Source organism: Micromonospora sp. NPDC049204 (assembly GCF_040647935.1).
Lineage (GTDB): Bacteria > Actinomycetota > Actinomycetes > Mycobacteriales > Micromonosporaceae > Micromonospora.
In genome coordinates, this window is the sequence record NZ_JBEZDC010000001.1 from 513,691 (window position 1) to 526,487 (window position 12,797).

Here is a 12,797-nt window from a genome sequence, read left to right on the forward strand (position 1 = left end):
GTTGCACCATGACCCGTGACGCGATCCGGCTCCGCAACGTCACCCGCACCTATGGCGCGGGCGACGGGGCGGTGACCGCACTGAACGACCTCTCCCTGTCCTTCACCGAGGGCACCTTCACCGCCGTCATGGGTCCCTCCGGATCGGGCAAGTCAACGCTGCTGCAGTGCGCGGCCGGCCTGGACCGGCCGACCTCCGGCGCGGTGCTGCTCGGCGAGACGGACCTGACGACGCTCAACGAGACGAAGCTGACCCTGCTGCGCCGCGAGCGCATCGGCTTCGTGTTCCAGTCCTTCAACCTCCTGCCGGCGCTGACCGCCGAGCAGAACGTGGCGCTTCCGTTGCGGCTGGCCGGGCGCCGGCCCGGCCGCTCGCAGGTGCAGGACGTACTGGCCCAGGTCGGGCTCGCGGGCCGGGCCAAGCACCGGCCGGGCGAGATGTCCGGCGGCCAGCAGCAGCGCGTCGCGATCGCCCGGGCGCTGATCACCCAGCCCGAGGTGCTCTTCGCCGACGAGCCCACCGGCGCGCTGGACTCCACCACCAGCCGCGAGGTCCTGACGATGCTGCGGTCCATGGTGGACGAGCAGCGGCAGACCATCGTGATGGTCACGCACGACCCGGTCGCCGCGTCGTACGCCGACCTCGTCGTCTTCCTCGCCGACGGCCACCTCAACGGCGAGCTCGCGGCGCCCACGGCCAAGGCCGTCGCCGCCCGGATGACCCAGATGGAGACCGCCGCGTGCTGACCGTGACCCTCAGCACCCTGCGGTCCCGCTGGGTGACGCTCGTCGGCACGTTCGTCGCGCTGGCGCTGGGCGTGGCGCTGATCGCCACGATGGGCCTCGGGCTCGCGTCGACCCTCGACGCCCCCGACCAGAGGCCCGAGCGCTTCGCCGGCGCGCCGGTCGTGGTGCGCGGCGCCGACGAGCTGCGGGTACCCTCACCGATCGGTGATCGCACCCAGCCGCTCGCCCAGCCGCGCGGCGTCGCGCCCGAGGTCGCCACGGCGCTCGCCGCGAAGGCCCCCACGGTCGCCGACCGGTCGTTCCCCGTACGCGTGGCCGGACCCGACGGCGACGACGCCGGCCTGGTCGGGCATCCGTGGTCGATCGCCACGTTCGGCGGATACCGGCTGACCGCCGGGCACGAGCCCCGCCAGCCCGCCGAGGTGGTGCTCCCCGGCGACGCGTCCCTGGTCGGCACGGCGGTGCCGGTGCGCACCCCGGCAGGGCTGAGCACGCGTACGGTCGCCGGCGTGGTCGCGCCGGCCCGCTTCGAGGAGGCGATCTTCTTCGCCGACGCGGAGGCCGCCAAACTGTCGCCGCGCATCGACCACCTGGTCGTGCAGGCGGCGCCCGAGATGGTGCGTACGGTGCTCGGTGCCGGCTCGGACGTCCAGGTGCTCACCGGCAGCGACCGGCGCAAGGCCGACCCGGAGCCCAACCGCGACCGCGACGCCCTCATCGCCATGAACGCCCTGCTGGGCACCGCGGGCGGCGTCACCACGTTCGTGTCCGTCTTCGTGGTGGCGTCCACCTTCGCCTTCGCCGTCGCCCAGCGGCGCCGCGAGATCGGGCTGATGCGCACCGCCGGCGCCACCCCGCGGCAGGTGCGTTCGATGTTGTTCATGGAGGCGATGGTGGTGGGCGTGCTCGCCTCGGCCGCCGGGTGTGTGCTGGGCTCGTACGGCGCCCCGTGGCTCGCGAGCCTGCTCGTCGACGAACAGCTCGCACCCCCGTGGTTCACCATCGGGGCGTACACCTGGCCGTACCACGTGGCGTTCTGGACCGGGCTGCTCGTCGCGCTCGGCGGGGTCACGGTCGCCACGGTGCGGGCGGGGCGCATCCGTCCCGTCGAGGCGCTGCGGGAGGCCTCGGTGGACACCAGGGCCATGACGCTGGGGCGCTGGATCTTCGGGGCCGGCCTGCTCGCCACCGGGCTCGGCATGCTCGTCTGGCGGCTGCTCACCGACCCGGGCGAGGCGCTGCACCGCAAGACGTACACCACCCAGCCGATGCTGCTGATCACCGCGGTGGCGCTGCTCGCGCCGATCCTCGTGCGGCCGCTGACCCGGCTGCTCGCGTGGCTCCCGGCCCAACTGCCCGGCGCCACCGGCATGCTGGTGCGCGAGAACGCGGCCGCCGGCGTGCGGCGCACCGCGGCGATCGCGGCGCCCGTGCTGGTGACCGTGGCGCTGGCCGGCTCGCTGCTGGGTGCGACGGCGACCATCAACGAGGCGAAGGCGACCGAGATCCGGGAGCAGACCCGCGCCGACCTGATCGTGCAGGCCGACGACGCCGCCGGGGGTTTCGCCGCCCAGACGGTGGCGCAGGTCCGCCAGGTGCCCGGAGCCACGGTCATGGCCAGCGCCGCCACCGCCGTCTACCACCTCGAGGAGGGCACGGCGCTGATCCGCTCGGACGCGCAGGCCGTCGACCCGGGCGAGCTCACCGGGGCGCGCAAGCTGCCGGTGCGGGCCGGCGACATTGCCGACCTCGACGACAGCAGCATCGTCGTCAACGAGGAGTGGGCGCAGCACACCGTCGGCGAGCAGGTCGACGTGTGGCTCGGCGACGGCATCAGGACGTCGCTGCGGATCGCGGCCGTGATCGCCGCCGGCACCGGCAACAACGGCGTCTACGTGACCCCGCGTAACGCTCCCGGGGTTCCGCCGGACCGGCTGGAGGTCACCTGGGCCGCGGGCACCGACGCGAGCGCCGGGACCGCGGCGGTCCGGGCCGCCCTGCAGCCCACCGCCGCGGGTGTGCAGACCCGGGCGGAGTGGATCCGGTCGGAGTACCCGAGCAACAGCCGGCAGACCCGCGTCGGCTACCTGGTGGTGCTCGGCATCGCGCTGATCTACACCGGCATCGCGCTGGGCAACACCATGGTGATGGCCACCTCGGACCGGGTACGCGACCTCGCGGTGCTGCGCCTCGCCGGTGCGACGAAGCGGCAGATCCTCATCCTGGTCGCCGTGGAGGCGATGACCGTCGTGGTGGTCGGCGCGGTGCTCGGCACGATCGTGACGGCGGTCAACATCCTGGGCATCTGGGGCTCACTGGCCGCCCTGTCGGTCTGGTCCAGCGTGGTGCTGCCCTGGCAGACGCTCGCGGCGACGCTGGGGGCGTGCGTGGTGGTCGCCGTGGTCGCCTCCGTGCTCCCCGCCGCCGGCGCGCTGCGCACCCGCCCGGTGGAGCTGGCCGGCGCCCGTGAGTGAACGCCGCCGCCCGGCCCCGACCCCCAGGCAACCAACAGGGCGTGCTGACCTGCGCCCTCATGAGCACCTAGCTGCGGAAGCCTTCCACCGGAGTCATAGGCGTCCACCGCTGCTCGTTCCCTTCGTCACCCAGATAGTCACTCAGCCGTTGCTGGGACTAGAGATTCCTCGTTCCGCAAAGGACGCAGCGACGTCGTCGAAGACCCTGACGGCAAGCTCCGGCTGCGCGACGGCATCCGACAGTGGTAGCTCCAGCTGGGGGTCGTACCCGGGTAGGCCCGTGACCGCCTGGACGGCTTCGCCGATCCGATACATCGCCGTAACGATCGCCCGGGCATCTCCACCTCGGTACCAGTAGGGAACCGTGATCCCAGCCTCTTCTGCGTAGTAGCTGACCTGGATGCCGGTCGGCTCGTGAGTCAGCTCGTAGTTGTGGGCCCCCTCGAAGACGGAGACCTCACCGAGCACCTGCCGCGCCGCCGCCACCAGTCGGGCCCAAGCCTCGCCGCTTGGACGCTCGTCGGTGTCGGCCTCCTCGGCCGCCTCCAACGCGTCATCCCAGGACTGGTCGTCGCTTCGGGGCACGAAGATCAGGTCATAGCTCATGGCGATGGACCGTACATCCCACTGGGCTCTCCGGGGAGGGGTGCCGCACCGTCAGTCTGTCCCCGACGACTCTGTCGCGCCGTCCGTGCCGTGCGTGAAAATCGGCGGTGGTCGCCCGCCGACGTCGAGGTTCCTTGGACCTTCGAGTCCGTCAGTTTGTCTGCGCACCGCCACTATTCCCAGCACGGTAGCGACCAGAGCGGCCAGCACGAACAGGACCTCGAACATATGGTCGGGGTACGGGGGCCATCGTTGTTGAAGTCGATCGAGTAGATGCAGTCGGTCGGCCCCGTTAGTGCCGAGACACAGCAACGTCGGTTGGCTAAACGCCAAACGGCGGCCCGCTGAACCAGTCGGGCCGCCGCTCACAGAATGTGGATCAGAGCGGGCGGATGTTCTCCGCCTGCGGGCCCTTCTGGCCCTGGGTGACGTCGAACTCCACCTTCTGATTCTCGTCGAGGCTGCGGAAGCCGCTTGCCGAGATCGCAGAGAAGTGGGCGAAGACGTCGACGCCGCCGTCGTCCGGGCTGATGAAGCCGAAGCCCTTGTCGGCGTTGAACCACTTCACGGTACCTGTAGTCATGTCTGCTCCTCGCAGGCTGTCAGAGACCGCAATGTGCGGACCCTTACGCCGCCGCGTTGATCACCCGCGTCGAATCGACACGAAAAACGAAAAGCGCCTAGATGGGTTCAGATACCCCATCAGGCGCCGGATAACGTCTACGGAAATCAAAACTGCAACTCGGCTACCGTAGCACATCCGTCGCCGATCCCACGGCAGCGCGTGGGCCTGGCCCCTCATCTGCTTGCCCATCCCGCTCGGACGGCACGTTGACCGGGTAAAAAGCGCCGATTCGTCAGCGCACCAGGCGCTCCACTTCGGATCCGCCGAAAAGGTATCCACGGAGGATGCGATGCTCGCCTGCGCGCCGCCGGAACGCCGATCGTCAGCGCCCTGGCCCACCCCGGTCTCACCCGCACCAACCTGACTCCGCGTGCCTGGGAACACCGTGGCCGATTCGGGCGACTGATCGCGTCGGCCGACCTGCTGGCAACTCAGCCGGTGGCGCAGGGCGCGCTGCCGGCGAGAGTGGCGACGGTTCTAATCCTGGCTTGAGGTTGATCGGGGAGGATGAGCGGCAAAGCATCGACTGGAAGGGGGCGCGCCGGCGTGCGGATCATGATCGCGGATGATGACGCGGCCATCCGTGAGTCGCTGGAGCGGGTTCTCCAGGTCGAGGGTTACGACACCAGCACCGTCGCCAACGGTCTCGCCGTGCTCGACGGGGTCGGTGGGGCCGGCGGTGACGCACTGGATCTGCTGATCCTCGACGTGATGATGCCTCGCCTCGGCGGGTTGGAGACGTGCCGGCGGTTGCGGGCGGCGGGTCGGGATCTGCCGGTGCTGATGCTGACCGCCCGGGATCAGGTCTCCGACCGGGTCGCGGGGCTGGACGCGGGCGCTGACGACTACCTGCCCAAGCCGTTCGCCACCGAGGAGTTGCTGGCCCGGGTGCGGGCCCTGCTGCGCCGGCGCACGCCGGCCGACGGGGAGTCGCAGGTCCTGTCGTTCGCCGATGTCCGGGTCGATCCCGACAGGTTCGAGGCGTGGCGTGGCGGGCGCCCGCTGCGCTTGACCCGGACCGAGTTCTCCCTCCTGGAGGTCCTCGTGCGCAACGCGACCCGGGTGTTGACCCGCGACGCGCTGTTCGAGGCGATCTGGGGCTTCGACATGAGCGCTACGGCCAACAACCTCCAGGTGTATGTGAGCTATCTGCGCCGCAAGATGGAGGCCGAGGGTGAGCCGCGATTGATCTACACGCTGCGCGGCCTGGGATACACGTTGCGCGAGACTCCTCCGTGAGCAGGCCCGCCGGCCGGGTACCGCGCCGGCTGACCCGATGGTGGCGCCGGCGGTCCCTGCGGACCAGGCTGACGGTGATCGCGGCGACGGCCATCGCGGTCAGCGTGTTCATGGCCTTCCAGGTGGCCAGCGAGCTGCTGGACTGGGAGCTGCGGGACACCGCCGAGGGTCAGCTACGCGCCGACTCCCGCGTCCTGGCGACGGACGCGGAGCGCGCCGGTGTGGCGCAGGTTCAGCTACCGCCGTATCCCGGGTCCGGTCGGCTGGTACGGGTCATCCTGCCCGACGGCTCGACCCGGACGCCGGTCGGCCAACCCGCGCTGCCTCCGGTCAGCGGGCACGCCGGGCGCGTGGCGCAGGGCGCGTCGGCCGACCTGATGGAGACGAACGACAGCGACGAGGACGGCTACCACATTTACACACTGCGGGCGGGCGACGGTGCGGTCCAGGTGGCCCGCGTGGCCGACGACAGCCCGATCAACCGGTTCGGGTTCGGGATGTTGGTGATCGGGCTGCTCTGCGTGGTTGGCGGCGCCCTTGTCGGGCGGACCGTGGCGCGGGCCGGGCTGGCACCGATCGACCGGCTGACTGCCGCAGCGGTACGTGTCGCGCACACCCGGGTTCTCGACGCCGACATTCCGGCTGAGGGCGGTGGGGAGATCCGGAGGCTGATCCAGTCGATCAACGAGATGCTCGCCGCGCTCCGGGACTCCCGGCGGGCCCAGCGGCTGCTCGCCGAGGACGCCGCCCACGAGCTCAAGACCCCGCTCACCAGCCTGCGCCTCAACGTCGAGCTGCTGATCCGGCTCGATCGGCGCGGCACCCTGGACAACGCACTCTCGGCGGAGAGTCGGACCCGGTTGCTCAACGATCTCGGCGCCCAGGTGGCCGAGTTGAGCACCCTTGCTACCGAGCTGACCGAGGTGGCGCGCGGTGACGTCAGCGACGAGAGCACCGAGCTGCTCGACCTCGCCGACGTGGTGGTGGCCGCCGCGACCCGGGCGCGTTCCCGCGTGCCTGACATCGAGGTCGCGCTCGACGTGACCTCCGTGTGGGTGAGCGGGCGTCCCGCTGCGCTCCAGCGGGCGGTGCTCAACCTCATCGACAATGCCGGCAAGTGGTCCCCCGCGAACCAGCCGGTCCAGGTCCGGCTGCGTGCCGAGGGCGCGTCGGCGGTGCTCGAGGTCGACGACGCCGGGCCGGGCATCGACGCAGTCGACGTACCGCGGGTGTTCGACCGGTTCTACCGTGCCGACAGCGCCCGGGGGTTGCCGGGATCCGGTCTGGGGCTGTCGATCGTGCAGCGGGTCGTCGACGCCCACGGCGGCCGGGCCGCTGTCGCCCGTTCCACACGCGGTGGCGCGCTGCTTCGTGTCGACCTTCCGGCCGCGGCCCCGCCCGCCCCGATCGCGCGCCGCACCGCCGGGGAGGACACCGCGGCGCGTTGACCCCGTCCCGGCGGTGCGGCCCAGGACAAGAGACGGCCGCCTTCGGGCATGACCCCGCGCCGTTCACCTTCGGGGCCGGACACCGCAGTGCGCGACCCCAGGCCAGGTGCGTCGCGCAGGACCGGAGGGCGGCGGCCGTCAGACCCACGAAAGGACACGGGACGGGCTGGGTGCCCGTCCCGGATCTCGTCCGTGCCGCCGCGCTCACCGTTTCAGCGCGGGCTCCTCCTCGCCGGCGAGCGTGTGTCGACCGATCGGTGGCCCTGCCGCTGGACGGGACAGCCGGCTCGGCCACCAGATTCGCCGGCCGATCAGGAGGGTGAGGGCGGGCACCAGGACCGACCGCACCAGCAGGGCGTCGAGCAGCACGCCGAAGGCGACCAGGAACCCGACCTGGATCAGCATCACCAGCGGGAGTGTGGCGAGGACCGCGAACGTGGCCGCCAGGACCAGCCCCGCCGAGGTGATGACGCCACCGGTGGCGGAGAGGGCTTTGAGCATGCCCTCTCGGGTGCCGAGCCGCACGGTTTCCTCCCGGGCCCGGCTGGCCAGGAAGATGTTGTAGTCGACGCCGAGCGCTACCAGGAACAGGAATGCCAGCAGCGGCACCGAATAGTCGATGCCCTTGAACCCGAGGATCGTGTCGAAGACGAACACGCTGCCGCCGAAGGCCGCCGCGAACGAGACGACCACGGTGGCCATCAGGACCAGCGGGGCCACGATCGCGCGCAGCAGCAGCCCGAGGACGATCAGGACGACGGCGAGCACCAGCGGGATCACCCGCTTCTCGTCGCGGCTGGTGGTCACCTCGGTGTCGAGGTTCTCCGCGCTCGGCCCGCCGACGATCGCCTCCGCCCCGCTCACCGCGTGCACAGCGGTGCGCACACGCTTGATCGTGTCGTACTCCGCGACGGTGTCCGGCGCGTCCGTCGGGAACACGGAGATGTCGGCCCAGCCACCCTTGGTCTGGCCCGGGATGGCCATGGCCACACCGCGGGTGCCCTTGACGATGTCGAGCACTCGCTCCTGGTACGCCGGCCGCGTGAAGATCGTCATCGGCTGGCCGCCGAGCTCCGGGAAGTGCTGGCGGAGAACGGTGAAGCCGGTGACCGACTCCGGCGCGGACAGGAACTGGTCCTGCTCCCGCAGGGCGCCGGTATTGCCCCCCAGCCCGAGGGCGAGCACGCCGAGGACTCCGAGCGAGCCGAGCGTCGCCACCCACCGTCGGCGGCTGATGGCGGTGCCAAGCCGTCCCCACAGCCCCGGCTTCTGCTCCACAGCCGTGCTGAACCGCGGGATGGCCGGCCAGAAGATCCGCCTGCCGAGCACCACGAGCACCGCCGGGAACAGCGTCAGCATGGCCACCAGCGCGCACAGGATGCCGGCCGCGCCGATCGGGCCCAACCCGCTGGTGCTGTTCAGGTCCGCGACGAGCAGGCAGAGCAGGCCGGCGATCACGGTGGCCGCGGACGCGACGATGGCCGGCGCCGCGCCGCGTAGCGCGTGGACCATCGCAACCCTGACGTTCTCGTGGTGGTGCAGTGCCTCCCGATACCGAGCGATGAGCAACAGCGCGTAGTCCGTGCCGACGCCGAAAACCAGGATCGTCAGCAGCGCCGAATTCTGGTCGTTGACCACGATGCCGAAGCCCTTGACGAGCAGGTAGACGGTCGCCATCGCGGTCAGTGCGGCCGCGCCCACGACCACGAGCGGGATGAACCACAACACCGGGCTTCGGTAGGTGAGGATGAGCAAGAGCGTGACGACGACGACGGTGGTGAGGAAGACCTGCAGGTCGATGCCGTCGAAGACAGCGTCCATGTCACCGTCGATCGCGGCCGGGCCGGTCACGTCGAGTTCCAGGCCGGTGGGGCGGTCCTTCGCGGCGTCACGCAACGGGCCGACGATGGCCTCCGGTGCGCCGTAGGTCGTGCTCACGTCGAGGGTGAACATCATCGCCTTGCCGTCGGTGGAGAGTCTCGTCGCCGGACCCTCGTCGTCCTCGCCGGCCGCCACCTTCGGCGGGTACCGCTCGGCGAGGGTGTTGCGGTGGCGCTCGACCGTCGCGCGGTCGGCGTCGGTCATCCCGCCGGCGCGGTGGTACACGAACACGAACGTGCTGTCCTCGCCGCCGGGGAGACTGTCCTCCAGCATCGCCACCTTGGTGGACTCGGCGCTGGCCGGCAGGGTGTCCACGGCTCTGTCGGTGGTGACCGAGCTCAACTTTCCGCTCAACGGCACCATCACCGCCGCCAGCGCCACCCATAGGCCAATCACCAACCACGGCACCCACCGGCCTGCCAACCGACCGGCCGGCGCCTCCCTGGGCGGCGCTGCGTTGACTGACATCAATAGCCTCCTGGCGGGTTGCGTCGCTTGTCTGAGGCCAACTTCGTACCGAGCGAATCTGAGACGACCGTTAATCCGGTGATCAGACCGGTCGGCAGGGCCCAGGCGACACAGCCGTCGGACCGGGTGAGCAACGCGGCAGGGCTCTCGTGCGGGTGTCGAACGGCGCTCCGGGAGTAGTACCGCGGTACCACCTCCCTCCCCTGAGCCGAGCGCCGCCGACACGGGCGAGCGTGATTCACCTCGCACAAGTTTGCCCCTGACGTCAACGTGAGGTTTTAGCGTGGCGATATGCACATCAACGGCTCAACAGCCCTCGTGACCGGAGCTAACCGCGGCCTCGGCAAGGCCTTCGCCGAGGCCCTCCTCGCCCGGGGCGCCACCGTCTATGCGACCGCCCGCCGCCTGGAAAGCATCGACATTCCCGGTGCCATCGCGCTCCAGCTGGACATCACGGATCCCGCGTCCATCGAGGCCGCCGCAGGCAAGGTGGCCGACCTCGACATCCTCATCAACAACGCCGGCACCTCCACCGAAGCCCCGCTGCTCGGCCCCTCCACGGAGAACATCCGCCGCGACCTCGACACCAACTTCTGGGGCACTCTCAACGTCACCCGCGCCTTCGCGCCCAGGCTGGCCGGCGGCGCCATCCTCAACGTCATCTCGGCGCTGAGCTGGTACACCTTCAGCCCCGGCAGCAACGGCTACGCCGCCTCCAAGGCCGCGGAGTGGTCCCTGACGAACGGCATCCGACTCGAGTTGGCCGACCAGAAGACTCTGGTCACCGCCCTGGCGCTGGCGATCGCCGACACGGACATGATGGCTGGCTTCGACATCCCCAAGCTCGCGCCCCACGAGGTGGTCGCCCAGGCCCTCGACGGACTGGAAGCAGGCAAGATCGAAGTCATCGCTGACAAGCCCACCGCCAACGTCAAGGCCTCCCTCTCCCGCGATCCCGCCGACTTCTACGCCGACATCACCGGCAATCTCTTCGCCTGACTTCACCGGTAATCCGCCTGCCGCAGTAAGCGGCCTGGTCAACGGGCGTACGCCCGGCGGTAGCCCGGATTCTCACGAAGCCGGGCTGCCGCCGGACCGCCGCAGGGGTGCGGACGTCGAGCGAAGCCATGAAGATCGTGCTCGACTTCGTGGTCTTGAAGCTGGCGCCTCCAACGGCCCTCGACCACCTCGCGTAGGTAACGACGGGATCGGTGACCAGGTCGACGTCGACTTCGACCAGCTCCATTTCCACGCCCCCGACGCACGCGGCACCCGCGGTCCGGCCGATCCGATGGCACGCCTGACAGGCGTGCTCGATCCCGTTCGGTCAGCCGCGAAGGTAGGTGAGAACGGCCGACACCCGGCGGTCCGAGTGCGGGTCGAGGGGGAGCTTGGCGAAGATGTTGCCGATGTGCTTGCGCACCGCGGCCTCGCTGACGAACAGCTTGCCGGCAATCGCGTGGTTGGTGTGGCCTTCGGCCATGAGCGCCAGCACCTCCAGTTCGCGTTCGGTGAGGCCGGCGAGCGGACCGTCGGTGTGCCGGCGGACGACGAGCTGGCGGACGACCTCGGCGTCGATGACCGTGCCGCCCGCGGCGACACGGTCGACGCTGTCGAGGAAGTCGCGTACGTGCCCGACCCGGTCCTTGAGCAGATAGCCGATGCCGCCGCCGGGGGCGGAGTCGAGCAGCTCGTCGGCGTAGGCGTCGGCGACATAGGCGGACAGCAGCAGGATCGCGATGCCGGGATGGGCGGCTCGGATGGTGGCCGCCGCGCGCAGGCCCTCGTCGGTGTGGGTGGGTGGCATGCGGATGTCGGTGACGACGAGGTCGGGGCGGCAGTTGGCCGCGTACGTGAGCAGGGCCGGCGCGTCTGCGACGGCCGCGACGATGTCGTGGCCAGCGCGTTCGAGGATTCGGACCAACCCTTCGCGGAGCAGGGCCGCGTCCTCGGCGACCACGATGCGCAGTGCCTTCGGCGGCGGCGTCAGTGGATCGGGCACGTCATCCTCACCTGGGTCGGGCCGCCGGCGGGGCTGGTGATGTGCAGGTCGCCGTCGAGGGCGTCGAGCCGGGCGCGCAGTCCGGCGAGGCCGGTGCCGGCCTGCGGGTCAGCGCCGCCGACGCCGTCGTCCACCACCGAGACGATGAGTGCGTGGTCCTCGGTCCACGCGTGCACCTGTGCCGATCGGGCCCGGGAGTGGCGGGCGACGTTGGTGAGGTTTTCGCTGACGAAGAAGTAGGCCGCGGCCTCGACGGCCGGGGGAAGCCGGCCGTCGAGGGCGAGATCGAGGTGGACCGGGACCGGTGACCGACCGGCGATCTCGTGCACGGCCGCGGCGAGACCATGGTCGGTCAGTACCTGGGGGTGGATGCCCCGGATCGTGGTGCGCAGGTCGGCGAGGGCCTGTTCGGCCTGCTGATGGGCCTCGCGCACGAGGTCGAGGCCGGGGCCGTCGGTCAGGTCCAGTTCGGCGCTGCCCAGTGTCATGGTCAGCGCGACGAGGCGCTGTTGGACGCCGTCGTGGAGATCGCGCTCGATCCGGCGGCGTTCGGTTTCGAACGCGTCGACCAGCCCGCTTCGGGAGCGGCGCAGCTGCTGGACCGCTTCGGCCAGTTGGGCTTCGGGCGGGTCCAGCAGGTGCCGCACCAGGGCGGCCTGGCCGCAGGCCAGCGCGGTGACCGCGTACGCCAGCAGGACGAGTGTGAGGATGCCGGCGAGCACCGCCAACCACGCCTCACCGGTGTTGCCCACCCGCCACCCGGCGACCTCGACCACGTCGTGACGGACCAGCACCGGAGCGAGGATCAGCACGACCGCAGCCGTCAGCAGCACCACCACCGCGGCGTCCACGAGCCAGAACAGCGTCACCAGCAGGACCGTGGCGCCCGTCTCCGGCCAGGCCACGCCGCCATGTTTCCGATCGCGCGGCGCAGGTAACCGGCTCACCGGCCGCCCGGGAAAGATCAGCTGGAGCCGGCGCCGCTCGCCCGCGGCGGCGAGGTGCGTGAGCGTCGGAAGGCCGGCGAGCACGAACAGTCCCGCGACCACCACGATCGTGGCCACGCCCACTGTGAGTACGACGAGCAGGAGGATCAGCCAGCCGAGACCGATGGGCACGGTGGTGGCCACGTACGCGAGTGAGCGCCACGGCCACACCGACGCCAGAAACCGCGTGGGGCGTCCCCGTACGGCTGTCCAGGCATCATCCACGTGCCCAACCCTACGGTTCGCACCGGCCGGGCGGGGTAGCGTGCGCGCTACCCCCGAAGTCGCGTCGAAGCCCGTGTGGTGGGCCGCGCCGGCAGGT

Annotated in this window: 10 protein-coding genes; 5 read left to right on the forward strand and 5 right to left on the reverse strand. The window is 70.8% G+C overall.

The genetic code is table 11. The annotated features are described in order from the left end of the window. Positions 1-8: 8 nt before the first annotated feature. Entirely contained in the window at positions 9-746 is a 738-nt protein-coding gene (locus tag AB0A90_RS02345) for an ABC transporter ATP-binding protein (protein WP_357240304.1), read from the forward strand. Continuing rightward, positions 740-3,220, forward strand: coding sequence for an FtsX-like permease family protein (locus AB0A90_RS02350; RefSeq protein ID WP_357240307.1), 2,481 nt, complete (start codon positions 740-742; stop codon positions 3,218-3,220). The genes AB0A90_RS02345 and AB0A90_RS02350 overlap by 7 nt, the downstream gene beginning before the upstream one ends. A gap of 141 nt (positions 3,221-3,361) precedes the next feature. Here AB0A90_RS02350 and AB0A90_RS02355 read toward each other — a convergent pair whose 3' ends face one another. Continuing rightward, complete coding sequence (locus AB0A90_RS02355) at positions 3,362-3,826, reverse strand: hypothetical protein (protein ID WP_357240310.1); 465 nt, start codon at positions 3,824-3,826, stop codon at positions 3,362-3,364. Between the two features lie 379 nt (positions 3,827-4,205). Beyond that, complete coding sequence (locus tag AB0A90_RS02360; protein WP_357240313.1) at positions 4,206-4,409, reverse strand: cold-shock protein; 204 nt, start codon at positions 4,407-4,409, stop codon at positions 4,206-4,208. Positions 4,410-4,997: 588 nt separating this feature from the next. On the opposite strand from AB0A90_RS02360, the gene AB0A90_RS02365 reads away from it, so the two are divergent. Further along, a complete protein-coding gene (locus tag AB0A90_RS02365; RefSeq protein ID WP_357240316.1) occupies positions 4,998-5,690 on the forward strand; it encodes a response regulator transcription factor in 693 nt (230 codons plus the stop codon). Then, a complete protein-coding gene (locus AB0A90_RS02370; RefSeq protein WP_357240319.1) occupies positions 5,687-7,138 on the forward strand; it encodes an ATP-binding protein in 1,452 nt (483 codons plus the stop codon). The genes AB0A90_RS02365 and AB0A90_RS02370 overlap by 4 nt, the downstream gene beginning before the upstream one ends. Positions 7,139-7,342: 204 nt before the next feature. Here AB0A90_RS02370 and AB0A90_RS02375 read toward each other — a convergent pair whose 3' ends face one another. Further along, the gene (locus AB0A90_RS02375; protein WP_357240322.1) at positions 7,343-9,487 is read right to left on the reverse strand and encodes an MMPL family transporter; all 2,145 of its coding nucleotides are present in this window, start codon (positions 9,485-9,487) and stop codon (positions 7,343-7,345) included. A gap of 291 nt (positions 9,488-9,778) precedes the next feature. Between AB0A90_RS02375 and AB0A90_RS02380 the strand changes: the two genes are divergently transcribed. Beyond that, positions 9,779-10,486, forward strand: a complete 708-nt coding sequence (locus AB0A90_RS02380) for an SDR family oxidoreductase (protein ID WP_357240325.1) — start codon at positions 9,779-9,781, stop codon at positions 10,484-10,486. Between the two features lie 328 nt (positions 10,487-10,814). On the opposite strand, the gene AB0A90_RS02385 is transcribed toward AB0A90_RS02380, so the two are convergent. Together AB0A90_RS02385 and AB0A90_RS02390 are read right to left on the reverse strand one after the other, a co-directional pair. After that, positions 10,815-11,456: a response regulator transcription factor gene (locus AB0A90_RS02385; protein WP_357240673.1), complete on the reverse strand. Its 642-nt coding sequence runs from the start codon at positions 11,454-11,456 to the stop codon at positions 10,815-10,817. A gap of 17 nt (positions 11,457-11,473) precedes the next feature. Continuing rightward, positions 11,474-12,700: a histidine kinase gene (locus AB0A90_RS02390; protein WP_357240328.1), complete on the reverse strand. Its 1,227-nt coding sequence runs from the start codon at positions 12,698-12,700 to the stop codon at positions 11,474-11,476. Positions 12,701-12,797 lie beyond the last annotated feature (97 nt).